This window comes from Micromonospora sp. NPDC048909, from assembly GCF_040649635.1.
Taxonomy (GTDB): domain Bacteria; phylum Actinomycetota; class Actinomycetes; order Mycobacteriales; family Micromonosporaceae; genus Micromonospora.
In genome coordinates this window covers 134,393-153,062 of sequence record NZ_JBEZFU010000004.1, presented here as the reverse complement: position 1 = coordinate 153,062, position 18,670 = coordinate 134,393, and the positions used below count along the sequence as shown (strand labels likewise).

18 protein-coding genes and 2 tRNA genes are annotated in these 18,670 nt (G+C 73.3%); 4 read left to right on the top strand and 16 right to left on the bottom strand.

Annotated elements, in window-relative coordinates; translation table 11 throughout:
- Nucleotides 1-17: 17 nt before the first annotated feature.
- The 4 genes from AB0C04_RS12950 to leuC all read right to left on the bottom strand — a co-directional run bounded on the left by AB0C04_RS12950 (nucleotide 18) and on the right by leuC (nucleotide 5,018).
- Nucleotides 18-2,018: an endonuclease/exonuclease/phosphatase family protein gene (locus AB0C04_RS12950; RefSeq protein WP_357052682.1), complete on the bottom strand. Its 2,001-nt coding sequence runs from the start codon at nucleotides 2,016-2,018 to the stop codon at nucleotides 18-20.
- A gap of 135 nt (nucleotides 2,019-2,153) precedes the next feature.
- Nucleotides 2,154-2,801, bottom strand: coding sequence for an HU family DNA-binding protein (locus AB0C04_RS12945; RefSeq protein WP_357052679.1), 648 nt, complete (start codon nucleotides 2,799-2,801; stop codon nucleotides 2,154-2,156).
- 172 nt (nucleotides 2,802-2,973) lie between these two features.
- Nucleotides 2,974-3,561 carry a 3-isopropylmalate dehydratase small subunit gene (gene leuD / locus AB0C04_RS12940; protein ID WP_357052676.1) on the bottom strand — a complete coding sequence of 196 codons (588 nt, stop codon included), beginning with the start codon at nucleotides 3,559-3,561 and terminating at the stop codon, nucleotides 2,974-2,976.
- A gap of 14 nt (nucleotides 3,562-3,575) precedes the next feature.
- Nucleotides 3,576-5,018, bottom strand: coding sequence for a 3-isopropylmalate dehydratase large subunit (gene leuC, locus AB0C04_RS12935; RefSeq protein ID WP_357052673.1), 1,443 nt, complete (start codon nucleotides 5,016-5,018; stop codon nucleotides 3,576-3,578).
- A 49-nt stretch (nucleotides 5,019-5,067) separates the two neighbouring features.
- Between leuC and AB0C04_RS12930 the strand changes: the two genes are divergently transcribed.
- Nucleotides 5,068-5,754, top strand: coding sequence for an IclR family transcriptional regulator (locus tag AB0C04_RS12930; RefSeq protein ID WP_350869568.1), 687 nt, complete (start codon nucleotides 5,068-5,070; stop codon nucleotides 5,752-5,754).
- A gap of 206 nt (nucleotides 5,755-5,960) precedes the next feature.
- Here AB0C04_RS12930 and AB0C04_RS12925 read toward each other — a convergent pair.
- From AB0C04_RS12925 to AB0C04_RS12915, 3 genes are all read right to left on the bottom strand, one after another.
- Nucleotides 5,961-6,033 (bottom strand) — tRNA-Glu (locus AB0C04_RS12925).
- A 136-nt stretch (nucleotides 6,034-6,169) separates the two neighbouring features.
- Nucleotides 6,170-6,241 (bottom strand) — tRNA-Gln (locus tag AB0C04_RS12920).
- Nucleotides 6,242-6,350: 109 nt separating this feature from the next.
- The gene (locus AB0C04_RS12915) at nucleotides 6,351-7,154 is read right to left on the bottom strand and encodes a fumarylacetoacetate hydrolase family protein (protein ID WP_357052670.1); all 804 of its coding nucleotides are present in this window, start codon (nucleotides 7,152-7,154) and stop codon (nucleotides 6,351-6,353) included.
- Between the two features lie 159 nt (nucleotides 7,155-7,313).
- Between AB0C04_RS12915 and AB0C04_RS12910 the strand changes: the two genes are divergently transcribed.
- Both AB0C04_RS12910 and AB0C04_RS12905 read left to right on the top strand, forming a co-directional pair.
- The gene (locus AB0C04_RS12910; protein WP_357052667.1) at nucleotides 7,314-8,660 is read left to right on the top strand and encodes an LPXTG cell wall anchor domain-containing protein; all 1,347 of its coding nucleotides are present in this window, start codon (nucleotides 7,314-7,316) and stop codon (nucleotides 8,658-8,660) included.
- A gap of 35 nt (nucleotides 8,661-8,695) precedes the next feature.
- Entirely contained in the window at nucleotides 8,696-9,565 is an 870-nt protein-coding gene (locus AB0C04_RS12905; RefSeq protein ID WP_357052664.1) for a 3-methyladenine DNA glycosylase, read from the top strand.
- A gap of 77 nt (nucleotides 9,566-9,642) precedes the next feature.
- Here AB0C04_RS12905 and AB0C04_RS12900 read toward each other — a convergent pair whose 3' ends face one another.
- The 8 genes from AB0C04_RS12900 to AB0C04_RS12865 all read right to left on the bottom strand — a co-directional run bounded on the left by AB0C04_RS12900 (nucleotide 9,643) and on the right by AB0C04_RS12865 (nucleotide 15,562).
- A complete protein-coding gene (locus tag AB0C04_RS12900; RefSeq protein ID WP_357052661.1) occupies nucleotides 9,643-10,023 on the bottom strand; it encodes a DUF4180 domain-containing protein in 381 nt (126 codons plus the stop codon).
- Between the two features lie 67 nt (nucleotides 10,024-10,090).
- A complete protein-coding gene (gene arfB, locus AB0C04_RS12895; RefSeq protein ID WP_357052658.1) occupies nucleotides 10,091-10,516 on the bottom strand; it encodes an alternative ribosome rescue aminoacyl-tRNA hydrolase ArfB in 426 nt (141 codons plus the stop codon).
- Nucleotides 10,517-10,525: 9 nt separating this feature from the next.
- Nucleotides 10,526-10,822, bottom strand: a complete 297-nt coding sequence (locus AB0C04_RS12890) for a hypothetical protein (protein WP_357052655.1) — start codon at nucleotides 10,820-10,822, stop codon at nucleotides 10,526-10,528.
- A 110-nt stretch (nucleotides 10,823-10,932) separates the two neighbouring features.
- Complete coding sequence (locus AB0C04_RS12885) at nucleotides 10,933-11,802, bottom strand: trypsin-like peptidase domain-containing protein (RefSeq protein WP_357052652.1); 870 nt, start codon at nucleotides 11,800-11,802, stop codon at nucleotides 10,933-10,935.
- Nucleotides 11,803-11,860: 58 nt separating this feature from the next.
- Complete coding sequence (locus AB0C04_RS12880) at nucleotides 11,861-12,820, bottom strand: VWA domain-containing protein (protein ID WP_357052649.1); 960 nt, start codon at nucleotides 12,818-12,820, stop codon at nucleotides 11,861-11,863.
- The gene (locus AB0C04_RS12875) at nucleotides 12,817-13,803 is read right to left on the bottom strand and encodes a DUF58 domain-containing protein (RefSeq protein WP_357053676.1); all 987 of its coding nucleotides are present in this window, start codon (nucleotides 13,801-13,803) and stop codon (nucleotides 12,817-12,819) included. Before AB0C04_RS12875 ends, AB0C04_RS12880 begins: the two co-directional genes overlap by 4 nt.
- A gap of 23 nt (nucleotides 13,804-13,826) precedes the next feature.
- Nucleotides 13,827-14,873, bottom strand: a complete 1,047-nt coding sequence (locus AB0C04_RS12870) for a MoxR family ATPase (protein ID WP_357052647.1) — start codon at nucleotides 14,871-14,873, stop codon at nucleotides 13,827-13,829.
- Nucleotides 14,874-15,061: 188 nt separating this feature from the next.
- Nucleotides 15,062-15,562 carry a hypothetical protein gene (locus AB0C04_RS12865; protein WP_357052644.1) on the bottom strand — a complete coding sequence of 167 codons (501 nt, stop codon included), beginning with the start codon at nucleotides 15,560-15,562 and terminating at the stop codon, nucleotides 15,062-15,064.
- A 357-nt stretch (nucleotides 15,563-15,919) separates the two neighbouring features.
- Between AB0C04_RS12865 and AB0C04_RS12860 the strand changes: the two genes are divergently transcribed.
- The gene (locus AB0C04_RS12860) at nucleotides 15,920-16,951 is read left to right on the top strand and encodes an endonuclease/exonuclease/phosphatase family protein (RefSeq protein WP_357052641.1); all 1,032 of its coding nucleotides are present in this window, start codon (nucleotides 15,920-15,922) and stop codon (nucleotides 16,949-16,951) included.
- Here the strand turns inward: AB0C04_RS12860 and cimA are convergent.
- The gene (gene cimA / locus AB0C04_RS12855) at nucleotides 16,924-18,507 is read right to left on the bottom strand and encodes a citramalate synthase (RefSeq protein WP_357052638.1); all 1,584 of its coding nucleotides are present in this window, start codon (nucleotides 18,505-18,507) and stop codon (nucleotides 16,924-16,926) included. The genes AB0C04_RS12860 and cimA overlap by 28 nt on opposite strands.
- Nucleotides 18,508-18,670: the final 163 nt, after the last annotated feature.

Below are 18,670 nucleotides of genomic sequence, written 5' to 3'. Positions count from 1 at the left end.
GGCCGTCGAACCTGCGGTCAGGCCGCCGGCAGGGTGAGGGTGACCGCGACCGGAAGGTGGTCGCTGGCCGTGCCGCGCGGCGCGAGGGCCCCGGTGGCGGCGAGGCCGGGGGTGACGAAGACGTGGTCGATCTGCTGCCGTGGACGGTCGGCGGGGCTGGTCGGCAACGGTCGGGCCGCGGCCAGCGCGTCGACCAGCCCGGCCCGGGTGAACTCGGCGAACGCCGGGTCGCCGGGCTCGGTGTTCAGGTCACCCGCCACCACCAGCGTCCGGCCGGCCGCGTACCCGGTGGCGAACTCGGCGACCGCGCGGGCCTGGACCACCGGCCCCTGCCCCGGTGGGGGTTGCAGGTGGGTGCTCACCACCGCGGGTCGTACCCCGTCGCCGAGGTCGAGGGTGACCGCGAGGGCCTGCGCACCGGTGGGGGCGCCGACGGCGGGCAGCGGCAGGGTTCGCGGCTCGGTGAGCGGCCATCGGCTGAGCACGGCGTCGCCCCACAGCGGATCGGCGGCGGGCGCGAAGACGTACGGCATGCCGAGCCGGTCGGCGAGCAGGTCGAGGGTGTCGTGCCCGCCGTTGAGCAGCCAGCCCCGGTCGACCTCGCTGAGCATCACCACGTCGGGCTGCTGCGGGCGTACCGCGGCGGTCAGGCCGGGCAGGTCGAGCCGCCCGTCCAGCCCGAAGCCCATCCGGATGTTGTAGGCCACCACCGTCAGCTGCTTCGGCGGCCCGTCCCGATTGCCGGAGAGCGGCACCTCGTCGGCCACCACCGGGGCCAGCAGCGCCAACGCGGTGACCGCCGCGGTGGTCCGGGCCGCCGGCAGCGGTATGTGCACCGGCTCACCGGCCGGCCGGGCGACCAGCGCGACCGCGGCGACCAGCACGGCGACCAGCACCGGCACCCAGCCGTTGGGGTAGCCGAGGTCGTAGGCCGAGTAGTACGCGACGGCGGCGAGGGCGAAGACGAGCATGCCGCCGACGGCCGCGTAGCCCCGGCCCGTGGCGGCTCGGGCCTCAGCCGGGTCCACCGTCGAGCGGGCGACCGGTCCGACGCCGTCGGCGGTCGCGCCGCCCGGATCCCGGGCGGCGCCGCCCGGGACGGCGGCGGCGGCGTTCCCGGCGGCGGCGGCGTTCCCGGCGGCGGCTTGGGCCAGGCAGGCGCCGAGGCCGACGGCGGCGAGCAACATCGCCGGGAGCAGCAGGTCGCCCCGGTGCAGGGCGAAGAGCACTCCGCCACCCAGCACGGCGACCGGGCCGATCAGCACGGCCACCGGTCGGGGCAGCCGCCCGGCTGGTCGGGGCGCTCCCGCCAACGCGGCCAGCAGGAAGGCGGCGACGGCCAGCGGCAGCGGCGCGAGGCCCAGCAACGGGGAGCGGGCGACGCCCGCCTCGCCCTGCAGGTAGGAGTTCCCGGTGCGGGCCAGCGCCGGGGAGAGCGCCACCATGCCGGCGAGCAGCAGCGCAGGGCCGGCCAGCAGCCAGGCGCGGGCACCACCGGCGCCGGACGGCGCGGACCGCGCCGCCTGCCCGGCCAGGAAGAGCGCCACCAGGACCAGGCTGACCAGCCAGGCCTCCCAGCGCCCCCACCACACCAGGTCGTACGTGTCGAGGACGGCGTGCCCGGCCGCGCCCACGGCCAGCCCCAGGGCGAGACCCGGGACCGGGCGGTCGGTCGTCGAGGCGGTGCCGGCGAGCCAGATCAGCCCGGCGAGCAGGCCGGCGGTGGCGAGCCACAGTTGGGGCCGCCCGCCCGGGGTGGCGGTGAGCGCGATCCGGGCGGCGGCCAGCAGCACGGCCGACGCGACGGTGACTCGGCGGGCACCGGCCCGCCGGATCAGCGCCGGCGTGGCCAGGGCCAGCACGAACCAGCCGAGGGCGAAGGCTCCCATCAGCTCGGCCGGGGTCGACGCGGCCTGCCCGAAGATGGTGATGATGCCCGGTAGCCAGACCCGCAGCACGTCGGTGAGCAGGACGACGCCGAGGGCGAGCGCACCGACGGCGAATTGACGCTGACGCACCGGCGCCCTCTTCTCGTTCGGCGCCGGCGGGGTGACCGGCACGGCGATTCTCCGCGCGGTGACGGCACCGGTCAATGTCCGCGGATACGCCGAAGGGCGCCCACCGTTGCGGTGGACGCCCTTCGAGCCGGCCGGTCAGCGCCGGGTGGCCGCCTTCTTGGCCGGGGCCTTCTTCGCCGGCGCCTTCTTGGCCGCCGTGCTCTTGCTCGCCGCCGCGGTGGTCTTCTTGGCCGCGGTGGTCTTCTTCGTCGTGGTGGTCTTCGCCGCCGCGGTCTTCCGCGCCGGGGCCGTCTTCTTGCTGGCGGCGGCCTTGGTCGCCGCGCTGGTCTTGGTCGCCTTCGCCGCGGCGGTCTTCTTGCCGGCCGCCTTGGCCCCGGTCGCCTTGGCCCCGGTGGCCTTCGCCCCGGTCGCCTTGGCCCCGGTCGCCTTCGCGCCGGTGGTCTTGGCGGCCGCGGTCGTCTTGGTGGCGGCCGCAATCTTCTTGGCCGCCGCCGTGGCCTTCGGCACCTTGCCGGCGGCCACCATCTCCTTGAACCCGGCGCCCGCACGGAAGGTCGGCACGGATGTCTTCTTGACCTTCACCGCCTCGCCGGTGCGGGGGTTCCGCGCTGTTCGCGCTCCCCGGACACGCTTTTCGAACGCTCCGAATCCGGTGATCGCCACCTTCTCGCCCTTGGTGACCGCCGCCTGGACCTCAGTGAGGACCGCGTCGAGCGCGGCCGTCGCCGTTTTCCGGTCCCCCAGGCGAACGGCGAGCGCCTCGATGAGCTCGGCCTTGTTCACGACTTCCTCCCGATTGTGCAACTGACTCGACGCGAGCCATTCTGCGCGCACGGTATGCCCTGTGCTGCCTGGACACAAACATTCGGTAGAAAAAAGCCCTTGTGTCGTAACGGATTCGCCCCCACCGGCGGCACCGGTGGGGGCGAATCTGCTGTACGCGTCGGGCGATCGGCTATGCCACCACGGGCAGGAACGGCGCTCGGGCCGCCTCGTAGGCGCCGATCTCGGCCTCGTGCCGGAGGGTGAGTCCAATGTCATCCAAGCCCTCCATCAACCGCCATCGGCTGAAGTCGTCCAGCGGGAACGACCAGGTGGCATCCCCGGCGCGGACCTCGCGGGCGGCCAGGTCGACGGTGATCCGTGCGCTCGGGTCGGACTCGACGAGATCCCAGATCTCCTCGATCGCTTTCAATTCCAACTCGACCGGCAGCAGACCTTCCTTGAGGGCGTTGCCGCGGAAGATGTCGCCGAAGCGGGGCGAGAGCACGGCGCGGAAGCCCCAGTCGCGCAGCGCCCAGACGGCGTGCTCCCGGGACGACCCGGTGCCGAACTCCGGACCGGCCACGAGAATCGACGCCCCCGAATAGGCGGCATCGTTGAGTACGAATTCCGGATCTTCCCGCCAGGCGCTGAAGAGCCCGTCGGCGAAACCGGTCCGGGTCACCCGCTTGAGGTACACGGCCGGGATGATCTGATCGGTGTCCACGTTGGACCGGCGCAGCGGAACCGCGGTGCCGGTGTGGGTGATGAACTTCTGCATCAGCGGTGTCTCCTCTACAGGTCGGCGGGAGCGGTCAGCCGGCCGGCCACGGCGGTGGCGGCGGCGACCGGCGGCGAGACCAGGTGGGTACGCCCGCCCCGGCCCTGCCGGCCCTCGAAGTTGCGGTTGGAGGTGGAGGCGGAGCGCTCGCCCGGCTTGAGGGTGTCCGGGTTCATGCCCAGGCACATGGAGCAGCCGGCGAAGCGCCACTCGGCGCCCGCGTCGGTGAAGACCTTGTCCAGCCCCTCCGCCTCGGCGGCCTCCCGGACGGCGGCGGACCCGGGTACGACCAGCATCCGCACCCCGCCGGCCACCTTGTGCCCGCGCAGCACGTCGGCGGCGGCGCGCAGGTCCTCCAGCCGGCCGTTGGTACAGGAGCCGACGAAGACCACGTCGATCGGCAGCTCGCGCAGTGGCGTGCCGGGGCGCAGGTCCATGTACTCCAGGGCCCGCCGGGCCGCGGCCCGCTCCGAGTCGGTGCCGAACTCCTCCGGATCGGGCACCGGCGCGCTCAGCGGCGCTCCCTGACCAGGATTGGTGCCCCAGGTGACGAACGGGGTGACCTGACCGGCGTCCAGCGTCACCTCGGCGTCGAAGGTGGCGCCCTGGTCGGTGGGCAGCGTCCGCCAGTAGGCCAACGCCGCGTCCCAGTCCGCCCCCTGCGGTGCGTTCGGCCGCCCCCTGAGGTACGCGAAGGTGGTCTCGTCCGGCGCGATCATGCCGGCCTTGGCGCCCCACTCGATGGACATGTTGGCGATGGTCATCCGGCCCTCCATGGAGAGCGAGCGGATCGCCTCGCCGCGGTACTCGACGATGTGTCCGCGACCGCCGCCGGTGCCCACCTTCGCGATCAGCGCGAGCACCAGGTCCTTGGCGGTGACCCCGGGGGCGAGCTCACCGGTGACCGTCACCGCCATGGTCTTCGGCCGGCTCTGCGGGAGCGTCTGGGTGGCCAGCACGTGCTCGACCTCGCTGGTGCCGATGCCGAAGGCGAGCGCTCCGAACGCGCCGTGGGTGGCGGTGTGCGAGTCGCCGCAGACGATCGTCGTGCCGGGCTGGGTGAGCCCGAGCTGCGGGCCGATGACGTGCACGATCCCCTGGTTGTCGTCGCCCAGCGGGTGCAGCCGCACGCCGAATTCGGCACAGTTGCGGCGCAGCGTCTCGATCTGGGTGCGCGAGGTCGGGTCGGCGATGGTCAGCAGGTCGCCGCGTCGCTGACGGAACGCCGGGTCGGCGTAGCCGGTCGGGGTGTTGTGGTCCTCGGTCGCGATCGTCAGATCGGGACGGCGCACCCGACGGCCGGCGAGCCGCAGCCCGTCGAACGCCTGCGGGCTGGTCACCTCGTGCAACAGGTGCAGGTCGATGTAGAGCAGGTCCGGCTCGCCGGCGGCGGACCGTACGACGTGCGCGTCCCAGACCTTCTCGGCCAGGGTCCTCGGTTGAGTGACTCCCACCATCTGGACATCCTAAATTCTGGGAGGTAAGTTTCGGCTTGTGGGACACAGTATGAGCGGTGTCGGCGTTCTCGACAAGGCGGTGGTCATCCTGGCCGCCTGTGTCGACGGCGCCAGCCTGGCCGAACTTGTTGAGCGCACGAAGCTGCCCCGGGCCACCGCGCACCGGCTGGCACAGGCGCTGGAGATCCATCGGATGCTGGTACGGGACACCCAGGGCCGCTGGCGTCCCGGGCCACGGCTGGGCGAGCTGGCCAACGCCGCGCCGGACGTGCTGCTGACCGCCGCGGAGCCGCTGCTGGCCGCGCTGCGCGACGCCACCGGCGAGAGCACCCAGCTCTACCTGCGCCGCGCGGACGAGCGGATCTGCGTGGCCGCCGCCGAGCGGGCCAGCGGGCTGCGGGACACCGTTCCGGTGGGTTCGGTGCTGCCGATGACGGCCGGATCGGCCGCGCAGATCCTGCTCGCCTGGGAGCCGCCGGAGGCGGTGATGCCGCTGCTGCCCCGGTCGAAGTTCACCGGGCGCACCCTGGCCGAGGTCCGCCGTCGCGGCTGGGCGCAGAGCGTGGCCGAGCGTGAGGCCGGTGTGGCGAGCGTCTCGGCGCCGATCCGGGACCGGACCGGCCGGGTGATCGCCGCGGTCAGCATCTCCGGGCCGATCGAGCGCCTCGGCCGCCGCCCCGGCGAACGCCACGCCATGGCCGTGGTCCGCGCCGGCCAACGCCTCTCCGGCCTCTAACCCCCACCCCGTAACCCCCCACCCCGGGCCCCCACCCGCTGATCATGAGCTTTGCGGCGGATTCGGAGGTCCCTTCGCCGTCAACCTCATGATCAACGGTGTGCGGCCAGCCTGGGGCGGGCGAGGTGTGGCGGGAGGGGGAGAGGGTATGCCGGGCAAAAGGAGAAGAGCCCGCCGCGCTTGCGCGCGACGGGCTCTTTCTGCTGTAGCCCCGACCGGATTCGAACCGGCGCTACCGCCTTGAGAGGGCGGCGTCCTGGGCCGCTAGACGACGGGGCCAGAACCATCTTTCCCTTCGCCGCCCTGCCGGGCGGCGCCGCTGAAGTCTATCAGAGATCTTTTTCGGCCCCCTGACGGGGAGCGGAGCCGGACTCCAACACACTGCAACGACCGACATTCTTGCGAACATCGGTTGCTGGGGTACCAGGACTCGAACCTAGACTAACTGAACCAGAATCAGTCGGGCTGCCAATTACCCCATACCCCATTGGCCCCTTGCGGTGCCGGGAATGAACTTTACCCTCCCGCCACCGACAGGCCAAATCCAACCCCCGAAACCCCACGTGACCAGTGGTTTCTCGGACGTTGGTGCCGGATCAGGCGACCGGGACCACCGGGTTGGTGAGCTCGCCGATCCCCTCGATCCGCACGCTGACCGTATCCCCGTCGGTGAGCGGGCTAACCCCTGCCGGAGTGCCGGTGAGCACCACGTCGCCCGGGAGCAGCGTCATCACGTGCGAGATGTACGACACCAGCGCGGGCACGTCGAAGACCATGTCGCGGGTCCGGCCGAGCTGTCGGACCTCCATCGCGTCCGGGTCGGGACCGACCTCGCAGCGGATCTCCAGGTCGGTGACGTCCAGCCCGGTGGTGATCCACGGGCCGATCGGGCAGAACGAGTCGAAGCCCTTCGCCCGGGTCCACTGACCGTCGGAGCGCTGCAGGTCGCGGGCGGTCACGTCGTTCGCGCAGGTGTAGCCGAAGATGGCCCGCTCGGCGGCGGCCCGGTCGGCCCGGCGCGCGCCCGGCGCCCCGATCACCACCGCCAGCTCCGCCTCGTGCTCGACCTGCTTGGAGAAGATCGGCAGCCGGATCGCGTCGCGCGGCCCGATCACCGAGGTGGACGGCTTGAGGAACAGCAGCGGCTCCTTCGGCACCTCGCTGCCGTGCTCCGCGGCGTGTTCGGCGTAGTTACGGCCGACACAGACCACCTTGCTGGGCAGGATCGGTGAGAGCAGCCGGACGTCGGAGAGGGCCCAGCGGCCACCGCTGAACTTGATCGGGCCGAACGGGTGCCCCTCGATCTCGGCGATGGTCAGGCCCTGCGGCCCGGCCTCCGGCTCGCCCTCGACGACCCCGAACGACATTCCCTTGGCATGAGCAAAACGAGCGATACGCACCCGGCCAATCTATCCCCGCCGGTGAGGACCCCGGGCCCAGGTGGGTGAGGGCGTGGCGGCGCAGAGTACGCGAACCGACGGCGACCGGGGCCGGTTTCCCGACTTCGTACCCGCACGACGTGACCCCGCCCATAGCGTCGGCTCCGGAGGTTCGTTCGTATGCCTGCATCGACACGACACCACAAGGCCCTGGCGGTGGTCGTCCACTGCCTCGGCATCCTCGCCGCCGTGCCGGCACTGCCCGCGGTGGCCCGCGAACCGGCGGCCGCGCACCAGCGACCACCGGCGGTGGCGCCCGAGCCGTCACCGTCGGAGTCGTCGGCGCCGCCCACGGGCCGGGCGGGTATGCCCGCCGCGCCGCCGGCTGTGCCCACGCCCACCCAGGCGATGCCGCCGCCACCCAAGCCACCGGTCACCGTGGCGGTGGCGCCGGCGCCCACGCCGGCGCCGGCCTACCGGATCCACGTCCGCAACAGCGGGAGCGCCCCGGTGGAGACCACGATCCGGCAGGAGCTGCCGCCGGGGTCGGCACCATCGCTGATCACCGCCGGCGGTCGGGCAAGCCACGTCGGCGCGCAGTCGGCGAGCGAGGTGACCTGGCGGTTGAAGCTGCCGGCGCGAAGCGTCACCACGCTGAACACGTCGCTCGCCACCGCCCCGGCGGGCCAGCCGGTGACCGCGCCCGCCTGCGCGTTCACCAGCGACGGCAGCCGTCCGTACGACTGCGCCACCGCCACCTGGAGCGCGGCGGCCACCGGGGTGGCCAAGACGACCTCGACCCCGCTGTGGCAGCGGACGCCGGTGCTGCTGGGGGTGCTGGGGGCGGTGCTGCTGCTGGCCGGCGCGGGCTGGTGGCTGTGGCGGCGACGTCGCCGCCCGGTGGCCGCCGCCCTGGCCGACGGTGCGGCGCCGAGCAGCGATCCTCGGCAGGGCCGGGGCACCATCTACCCGCGCCCGGCGACACCCCGACCGGCGAGCCGGCGGCGTAGCCCGCCGGTCTGGCTCCTGGTCAGCTCGGCCGTGGTGGTGCTCGGCGCGATCGCCGGCACCGCCGGCTGGACGGCCACCCGCCGGGTCGCCGCGATCGACACCGACAAGCAGCCGACCAGCGGGGCCTGGATGGGCAGCGGGGCCGCCGGCACGGTGGGCGTGCCGCTGCGTGAGACGGCGTTCGAGTTCACCGTGTACCGGATAGCCTGCTCGGCCGCCGCCACCACCGGTCGGCAGTGCCAGGCGACCGTCGGAGTGCGCAACCTCAGTCCGGAGCACCAGGCCTGGCACGGGCAGCTACAACGGGCGTACCTGCCCGGCGGCCGGTGGGTGAGCACCGACGAGCCGGCCACCCGCAAGGCCAACCTGGGCCGGGACGTCTTCGCCCAGCCGGTGGCCGCCGGCAGCCGGGTGGTGCTGCCGCTGGTCTTCACCGTCGACGGACGGGACCCGCCCAAGCAGCTGGAGCTGCGCAGCGGCGTCTTCTCCGCCGGGGTGCGGGTGGACGTGCCCTGACCAGCGGCGTGGGCGGCGGTCGTACCCTGGATGCCGTGACCGCCGCCCTCGCCCCCGCCACCGTGCTCGACGCGGCGGAGTGGCGGGCCCGGCAGCGGGCACACGAGGAGCGGGTCGACGCCTGGCTCACCCCGCACCTGGCCCGTCGACGGCGGGGCGAGAAGCACCCCGTGGAGGACTTCCTCTTCACCTACTACTCGCACCGCCCGGCCCAGCTGCGCCGCTGGCATCCGGGCGCCGGGGTCGAGCTGCGCGGCGCCGACCCGGCGGCGTTCGGCGCCGACTACCGGGCCACCGACGACGGGATCGTCCTCGACGTGGCCGCGGTACGCGACCGCCGCGCCGAGTCGATCCGCTGGATCCGGCCGCTGCTCGTGGCCACCGCCGGCCGCCCGGCGCACTTCGGCTGCTTCGGGATGCACGAGTGGGCGATGGTCTACCGGCAGACGCAGGCGGAGGTACGGCACAACGCCTGGCCGCTGCGGCTCAGCCCGGAGCAGACCGCCCGGGCGGTGGAGGCGAACCGGGTCCGGTGCAGCCACTTCGACGCGTACCGGTTCTTCACCGCGCCGGCCCGGCCGTTGAACCTGCTCACCCCGACCCGGGAAACCCAGCACGCGCACGAGCAGCCGGGCTGCCTGCACGCCAACATGGACCTCTACAAGTGGGCGTACAAGCTCTCCCCGCTGGTCCCCGCCGAGCTGGTCGCCGACGCGTTCGCGCTGGCCCGGGAGATCCGCACGCTGGACATGCGGGCCAGCCCCTACGACCTGGCGGCGCTCGGCTATCCGCCGGTGCGGGTGGAGACCGCGCAGGGCCGCGCCGAGTACGCCGCCGCCCAGCGGGACTTCGCGGTACGGGCCGCCGCGCTGCGCGACCGGCTGCTGGTCACCGTCCCGCAGTGAGCGCCCCGCCCGGGCATCCCCGGGCGTTCACCCGGCTCGGCCGCGGTGCACCGCCCACTCGGGCGCCAGGATCGACGTCACCGTCGCGCGGCCGGCCGGAGCCGGCCGTCGAGCTCCGCCCGGGTGGCCAGGAACCAGAGCTGGCGACCCCGGTTGGCCTCGGTCACGAAGTCACGCAAGGCCGGGCTCGCGGCGAGCCGGGCGGCGATGTCGCCCACCACGGTCAGCCGCAGCCGGTAGTTGACGAACTTCTGCACGATCTCGCCGGCCACCCCGCTGCGCAGCTGGAAGAAATCGTCACCGAGCCGGCTCACGGGCAGCACGACCAGCTCCGCGCCGCGCCCGAGCGCGTCGCCGATCACGTCGAGCGCGGCGTCGCCGTCGCGCAGCACCGGGCCGTCGTCGGCGCAGTCGAGCACGGGTACGCCGTGCACGTCCCGCAGAGTGTCGGTGGTCATGCCGGCAGACGGTAACGGCCCGCACCCGCCGGACGCCCGGAATTAACCGGGGCGCGCCCGCCGACCGTCAGTCGCCGTCGACCCGACGCTCGCGCTTGCGCTGGGACTGACGCTTCTTCTCGGCCAGCCGACGCTCCTTGGCGCCCCGGGACGGGCGGGTCGGTCGACGCGGCGGAGGCGGCGGCGCGACCGCGTCCCGGAGCAGGGCGGTCAGCCGTTCCCGGGCCGCCTCGCGGTTCGCCAGCTGCGCCCGGTGCTCGCTGGCCGCGATGGTCAGCACGCCGTCGACCAGCCGCCCGGCGAGCCGGCTCAGCGCCCGCGCACGCAGCGATTCCGGCAGGCTCGGCGAGCCGGCGAGGTCGAAGCTCAGCTCGACCCGGGAGTCGGCCGTGTTGACACCCTGCCCGCCCGGGCCGGAGGACCGGGAGAAGCGCTCCCGGAGCTCGGCGGCGGGGACGACCCACCGGTCGCTGACCCGCAGTCCGCCATCCATCCCATGAGGCTATCGCCCGGTGCGCTCGCTCGGGGTGACTGAGGGGGTCGGCGCCGGTCCGGCGGTCTCGTCGTCGGAGCCGACCGCGGCGTAGGCGACCGCGCCGATCAGCAGCAGCGCGATCACGCCGACCTTCGTGGTGACCGCCCGGATCAGCAGCCAGGCCGTCTTCCGGGCTCCCGGCACACTCTTCTTGACCGTTTGATAGTCGGCCCAGCCGCGCCGGGCGCGGGTGTATGCCGATCCGACGCCAGTTCCGATGAGCAGGCCCGCCACCAGGAGGACCGCGATGAGAGGACGCTCCACCTCCGCCAGTATCCATACTCAGCGTAATATTTCCATGGCCCGATGCTCCCGGGCCGGATATCCGACAGTCGATGCCTTCCCACCTCGCGCTACCCGTCGGTACCCGCAGCTCAGCCACCCTTGCCGATGATGGTGTCGGCGGTCTGCTGCACCTGCTCGATCGGGATGGCGAAGCCGATGCCGATCGAGCCGTTCCCGTCGATCGTGGCGATGGCGGTGTTCACCCCGACCACCTCGCCGCGCGCGTTGACCAGCGGCCCACCCGAGTTGCCCGGATTGATGGACGCGTCGGTCTGCACCGCCGTGTGCCGGTTGGCGCCGAGGCGCACCTGGCGGTTGAGCGCGCTGACGATCCCGGCCGTGACGGTGCCGGATAGGCCGAGTGGCGATCCGACGGCCAGCACCGGCTCGCCGACCCGCGTGGAGCCCGGCTTGGCCAGCGGCAACGGCGCCAGCCCCGCGCTCGGCGGCACCTTGAGCACCGCCAGGTCGCTGCTCGGCTCCCGGCCGACCACCTCCGCGGTGAAGCGCCGCCCGTCGGGCATCTCCACGGTGACCGAACCGCCGCCGCCCTTGGCCAGGATGTGGTCGTTGGTGATGATGTGCTGCTGGTCGTCGACCGCGAAGCCGGACCCGGTGGCTGCCGCGGCACCGGCCGCCCCGCCGCCGACCAGCACCGACACCACCCCGGGCACGGTGCGCTCGGCCGCGGTCACCAGTTCCGCCGGCACCGGGGCCGCGGACGCCGCCGCCGGGCCGGGGGTGCCGCCACGACTGGCCACCCAGCCGCCGGCCGCGGCGCCCGAGGCGGTGGAGAGCGCCACCACCGCCAGGGCGGCCAGCAACCGACCTCGCCAACGCCGGCCGGCGGAGTCCCGCCCCGATCCGGGCCCGTCCCAGCGCGTCCGGCCGTCCGGGTCCAACTCAGGGGAGACGAACCAGGGACCGCGCGGCTCGCCCAGTCCGGTTTGCACTGCCATGCGTACTCCTCACGTCGGTGTCCTGGGCGGTGGCCGGGCGCGTGCCGGCCGCGGTTCGTCAGGGCAGGCGGGAGAACCAGCGCATCGAGCCGGCCGCGGCGCCCATCGCGAACACCAGTCCGAGACCGATGAACCGGGCCGAGACGTCCTGCCGTTCGGTGCGGTAACCGACCGAGGTGCCGATGTCGTCGTAGACCGCCTTCAGCTGCTCGATCGTGCTGGCCTCGTGGAACATCCCGCCGGTCTCCTCGGCGACCGCGTGCAGGGTCTGCCCGTCCACCGGCACCTGGATCGGGCGCCCGCCCCGGTCCACGAAACCGCCGGGGGTGCCGAAGGAGATGGTGTGCACCGGCACCTTCGCCGCGACCGCCGCCGCGGCGGCCTCCATCGGATCCATGCCCGAGGTGTTCGCCCCGTCGGAGAGCAGCACGATCCGCGCCGGCGGCGGCGCCTTCGCCGCCTCGCTGTCCAGGCCCTTCACCGCGCCGAGCGAGGTGCTGATCGCCTCACCGATCGCGGTCCCCTGCACTCCGGTGATCCCCTCGGCGAGGCGCTGGACCCCGTCGTGCAGCGCCTCCCGGTCCGTGCCGGGCGGCACCAGCACCGCCGCGCTGCCGGCGAACGCGACCAGCCCCACGTTGAACTCGTCCGGCAGCCCGTCCACGAACTTGCGGGCCGCGCTCTTGGCCGCGGCGAGCCGGTCCGGTTCGACGTCGGTGGCGAGCATGGAGGTGGAGACGTCCACCGCCACCATCACGGTGGCCCGTTCCCGGGGCACCCGCACCTCGGCGGTCGGCCGGGCGAAACCGACCACCAGCAGCGCCAGCATGGCCAGGAAGAGCCCGGCGGGCACGTGCCGACGCCAGGCCGGGCGTTGCGGCGCGATCCGGTCGAGCAGCCGCAGATTGGTGAAGCGGACCGCGTACCGGCTTCGTCGGCGCTGCACCATCAGGTAGCCCACCACCAGTGCGAGCACGCCGAGCAGCAGCCAGAGCCGGGCCGGCGACAGCCAGATCACGCGGCACCTCCCCGGCCGACGCCGACCGGCACGGCGGCCAGCCGGCGCTGGGCGTGCACGTGCCGCACGATGTCGGCACACCAGTCCCGGTCCGTCCGCAACGACAGGTGTGCCGCCCCACTGCGACGCAGCGCCTGACGCACCTGGTCGCGCTGGGCGGCCGCCGCGACGGCGTACCGGTCCCGCAGCCCACGGTCCGAAGTGCACACCTCGCGCCGGCGCCCGGTCTCCGGGTCGACGAGCGTGACCAGGCCGACGTCCGGCAGCTCCAGCTCGCGCGGGTCGGTCACCTCCACCGCGAGCACCTGGTGCCGGACGCCGAGACGGCGCAGGGTCCGCTCCCAGGGCGGCGGGTGGTCGGGGTCGTCGGGCAGCCCGTCGAGGAAGTCGGAGACCACCACGACCAGACCGCGCTGGGCGGCCACCCGGTGCACGGCGGCGAGCGCGCCGGCCAGGTCCGGTGGCGCGAGCGGCGCGGTCGCCTCGTCGTACCCGCCGGTGCGCGGGGCGGCCAGCAGCGCCCGCAGCAGGCTCAGCAGGTGGGTACGCCCGCTGCGGGCCGGGAACCGGCGCAGTCCCGCCGGGGTGAGCAGCTGCGCGCCGAGCCGATTGCCGACGCCCGCGGTCAGGAAGCCGATCGCGGCGACGGCCGCCACGGAGAGCTCCCGCTTGTCCAGCTCGGCGGTGCCGAACTCCATGCTCGGGCTGGCGTCCACCAGCAACCAGGTGGTCAGCTCCCGGTCGGCGTCGACCTGACGGATGTGCGGCACGCTGGTGCGGGCGGTGACCGCCCAGTCCATCCGGCGCACCTCGTCCTCGCCGGGCCGGTACTCACGGCTGCCCGCCGGCTCGCTCCCCGGCCCGGGCAGCAGACCGCGGTACTGGCCGTGCAGCAGGCCGTTCAGGCGCCGGTTGACGGTCAGTTCCAGGCGACGCAACCGCTGGTCGGGGGCGAGGTCGGCGAGACCGGGATCGGCCGGCACGGCCGCGACGGTTTCGGTGCGCCTCATGCCGCCGCCAGATCCGGCGCCTGCTCCGGCTTCGTGGCCAGGCGGGGCGGGGGCACCGCCTCGACCAGCCGCCGCACGACCGACTCGGCGGTGACGCCGTCGGCGACCGCGTCGAAGGAGAGCACCAGCCGGTGGGAGAGCACGTCCGGGGCCAGCTCGCGGACGTCCTCGGGGAGCACGTACTCCCGGCCGCGCAGCAGCGCCTGGGCCCGGGCGGCGGCGACCAGGCCGAGGGTGGCCCGCGGGCTCGCCCCGTACGCCAGCAGCGGAGCGAGTTCGGGCAGCCCGAACCGTCCCGGGTCCCGGGTGGCCAGGATCAGCCGGACCACGTACTCGGCCAGCGCGTGGTGGACGAAGACCCGTTCGGCGCGGGCCTGCAGCTGCCGCAGCCGCTCCGGATCGAGCACCTGCCGGGACGTGGGCCGGTCGGTGCTCATCCGGTAGAGGATGGCCAGCTCGTCGGCGTCACTCGGGTAGTCGACGACGACCTTCATGAGGAACCGGTCCCGCTGCGCCTCCGGCAGCTGGTAGACCCCCTCCGACTCGATCGGGTTCTGGGTCGCCAGCACCAGGAACGGTGTCGGGACCGGATAGCTGCGCCCGCCGATGGAGACCTGCCGCTCGGCCATCGCCTCCAGCAGCGCCGACTGCACCTTCGCGGGGGCGCGGTTGATCTCGTCGGCGAGCAACAGGTTCGCCATCACCGGCCCCAGCTCGATGTCGAAGCTCTCCTGGGAGGCCCGGTAGATCCGGGTGCCGACGATGTCCGACGGGACGAGATCCGGGGTGAACTGGATCCGGGAGAAGGTGCCGCCGACCACCGTGGCGAGGGTCTGCGCGGCCAGGGTCTTGGCCACGCCGGGCACTCCTTCGAGCAGGCAGTGCCCATCGGCGATCAGGGCGGTGAGCAGGCGCTCGACGAGCCGATCCTGCCCGACGATCACGCGTTTGACCTCGAAGAGGGTCTGTTCCAGCTCGGCTGGTGTCGGTTCGGCTTCGACCGAGCTGGGCATGCTGGCCAGGGTGTCCGAGATGTCCGTCACGGTGCTTGCTTCCCGTGGCGACGGTCGGACAAACGTCGGATTATCAGCGCCGGAGCGGCCGTTTCGCTCCCGGATCGGGACAACCCGCCCGAGTGGGCGACGGACGGCCCGGGGCGGTACGAGGCACGCAACCGGTACGGACACGGTGCGGCCCCCGCGCGGATCGCGCGGGGGCCGACGCGTTGCCGTCAGCTGGTGTGGACGACCAGGTGGAACGGCAGGTCGGCCGCGAGACCGGCCGAGTTGCGGGTCTGGATGAAGACCGCGTTGGGCGTGGCGAGCCTCGGTGCGGTCGCGATCTCGCCACCCGCCGGGATGCAGCAGGGGTCCGGCCGACCGATGGTGGCCACGTAGACCCCGGCCGAGACGATGTGGCCGTACTGCACCTCGTACTGGCCGACGCCGTACTTGATGACGGTGCCGGCACCGCGGGCCTTGGTGCCGTTGGCGTTGACGATGGTGATGCTGGTGCTGGCGATGAGGGTGCTGTTGGCGTTGAGCGCGGCCCGTGCCTTACGGGCCGACTCGGCCGTCACCGGCGGCTGGGTGCTGGTGCTGCGAGCCGCCGGCTGGACGGCTTCCGGCGCCTTCGCGGCCGGCTGGGCGACGGCGATGCCGCCCCCGGCCAGGGTGAGTCCGAGAACGGCGAACGCGACAGCGATCGCCTTACGTCGGAATGGTGTGGTCATGACAGGTCCCCCTTGTGTGACCGTGCAAATTCGGCCGACCCGCGGGGCGGGACGGATGACAGCCTTGTTCTTTCATCGTCGACTGACTCCGCCCGAAAACTGTCGAGGAAATAGCTTCAGCGCACCGTGATTTTGCTTCCTCAATCAGTTTCCACCCAATCTGAGCAGGTATTACTACTCAGAGTGGCGGAGCTTTGACCACGTGGAACGTAGCACCACAAAAAGCTGGGCGTCAATAGCGACAGGCGGCCTGGCAACTGTCTCCTGCCTGGCAGAAGAATTGTGAAATGTGAACGCGCCACCATTCACGAAAATTGCCGGGCCATGCCCGCGTGCGGCGCGGGATAGATTGCTCGCATGATCACCGAGCCTCGGGAACGGCCGGCCGATAGTCGGCGGCGGCGAGCGGTCGACACACTCTGCTGGGTCGCCGTGGCGCCCGCCGCCGCCTGGGCCGCGCTCCGGTTGGCCGGCCTGGACCGCGGGCCGCTGGTGCAGGCGCTCGCCTTCACGCCGTACGTCGCGGCCTGGAGCCTGGCGCCGGTGGTGCTCGCGCTCGCCCTGCGGCGGCGGTGGCCGGCGCTGGTCGCGGCGGTGGCGGCGGTGGCGCTGCTCGGCGTGGTCGCGCCGCGGGCGCTCGGCTCGGCGCCGCCGCCGGCCGGCGGCCCGACCGTACGACTGCTCACCGCCAACCTGCTGGCCGGAGCCGCCGATCCGGCCGCGCTGGTCGACCTGGTCCGCCGCCACCGCGTCGACGTGCTGGTCGTGCAGGAGTTCACCCCCGACGCGCAGGCCGACCTCGACCGGCTCGGGCTCGACCGGCTGCTGCCCCACCGGCAGCTCAACCCGCTCGTCGGCACCCCCGGCTCCGGCCTCTACGCACGCTTCCCGATCAGCGATGCCGGGGTCCGCAGCCACCGTGGCGGCTGGGGCTTCACCCAGGCCTACGGCACCATCACCGTCCCCGGCGCACCACCGGTACGGGTCGAGTCCGCTCACCCGTCCGCTCCGTACGCCGTCGACCAGGTCGGCTTCTGGCGTGCCGACCTGGCGGCGCAACCCCCGGCCACCCCGGACGGCACGCTGCGGATCCTGGCCGGCGACTTCAACGCGACCCTGGACCACGCACCGCTGCGAGCCCTGCTGGGCACCGGCTACGTCGACGCGGCCGACGCCACCGGTCAGGGGCTGATCGGCACCTGGGGGCCGTACGACGGCGACCTGATCCCGCCGGTCACCATCGACCACGTCCTGGTCGACCGGCGGATCGCCGCCCAGGCGGTCGAGGTCCGGCCCCTCGCCGGCAGCGACCACCGGCCGGTCCTCGCGACCCTCCGCCTCCCCACCCCCGACCAGGCGGGTCAGACCTTGGCGCGGGCGAGGCCGTAGGTGAGAGCGTCGACGAGGGCGTGCCAGCTCGCCTCGACCACGTTGGGGTGCACACCGACCGTGGTCCAGTCGCGTCCGGCGCCGTCGGCGGTCTCCACCAGCACCCGGGTCACCGCGCCGGTGCCGTGGCTGCCCTCCAGGATGCGCACCTTGTAGTCGGCCAACTCGAAGTCGCGCAGCTCCGGGTAGTGCCGGGCCAGCCCGACCCGCAGCGCCTCGTCCAGGGCGTTGACCGGGCCGTTGCCCTCGGCGGTGGCGATCACCCGCTCACCACGTACCCGGATCTTGACGGTGGCCTCGGAGACCACCGCGCCGTCCTCCCGGTGCTCGACCAGCACCCGGTACGACTCGAGCGCGAACGGCCGCGCCGGCGCGCCCTCCGGCAGCTCGGAGCGGACCAGCAGCTCGAACGAGGCGTCGGCGGCCTCGAACGACCAGCCACCGGCCTCCAGCTCCTTCACCCGCCTGGTCACCCGGGACAGGGTCTCCGGATGGCCGGTCAGGTCCAGGCCGAGCTCACGACTCTTGAGCTCGACACTGGCCCGACCGGCCATCTCGGTCACCAGGATCCGCATGTCGTTGCCCACCACCGACGGGTCCACGTGGTTGTAGAGCAACGGGTCGACCTTGATCGCGCTCGCGTGCAGCCCCGCCTTGTGGGCGAAGGCCGCAGCCCCGACATAGGCCTGGTGAGTGTCGGGGGCGATGTTGGCGATCTCGGCGATGGCGTGCGAGACCCGCACCATCTGTTCCAGGCAGCCCGCCGGTAGTACGGGCAGCCCGAGCTTGAGTTGGAGGTTGGCGACGACCGCGAAGATGTCCGCGTTGCCCGGGCGCTCGCCGTACCCGTTGGCGGTGCCCTGGACGTGTCGGACGCCGGCCTCGACGGCGGCGATGGTGTTGGCCACCGCGCAGGCGGTGTCGTTCTGGCAGTGGATGCCGAGCCGCTCCGGTGCCACGCCGAGCCGGTCGGTGACATCGGCGATCACCGCGCTGACCTGCGACGGGAGCATCCCGCCGTTGGTGTCGCAGAGCACCATCACCTCGGCGCCGGCGGCCAGCGCCGTCTCCACCACCGCCGCGCCGTACGCCGGGTCGTTGCGGTAGCCGTCGAAGAAGTGCTCGCCGTCGACGAAGACCCGGCGCCCCTCGGCGACGAGGTGCGCCACCGTGTCGTGGATCATGGCGAGGTTCTCCCCCGCCGTCGTGCGCAGCGCCCGTTCGACGTGCCGCAGGTCGGCCTTGGCGACCAGGGCCACCGCCGGCGTCTCCGCGTCGAGCAGCGCGCGCACCTGCGGGTCCTCGCCGACCGCGACGCCGGCCCGCCGGGTGGCGCCGAACGCGACCAGTACCGCGTGCCGCAGGTCAAGTTCGGTACGCGCCCGGTGGAAGAACTCGGTGTCCTTCGGCACCGCCCCCGGCCAGCCGCCCTCGATGAAGCCGACCCCGAACTCGTCGAGCAGCCGAGCCACGGCCAGCTTGTCGACCACCGAGTAGCTGAGCCCCTCGCGCTGCGCGCCGTCGCGCAACGTCGTGTCGTAGACCTGGAACCTCATGGCGTGCCTTTCTCTCCAAGAGCTGCGGGACGCGGACGGGCTGCGGGCATCGACCGGACGCCGAGCGCCGGGAGCAACAAAAAGACCCCCCGCGGATGCGGGAGGTCTGCGCGCTCGGCGGGAGGGGCCGGCGCGCTAGCTGCCAAGAATCAGGGCGGTGCTG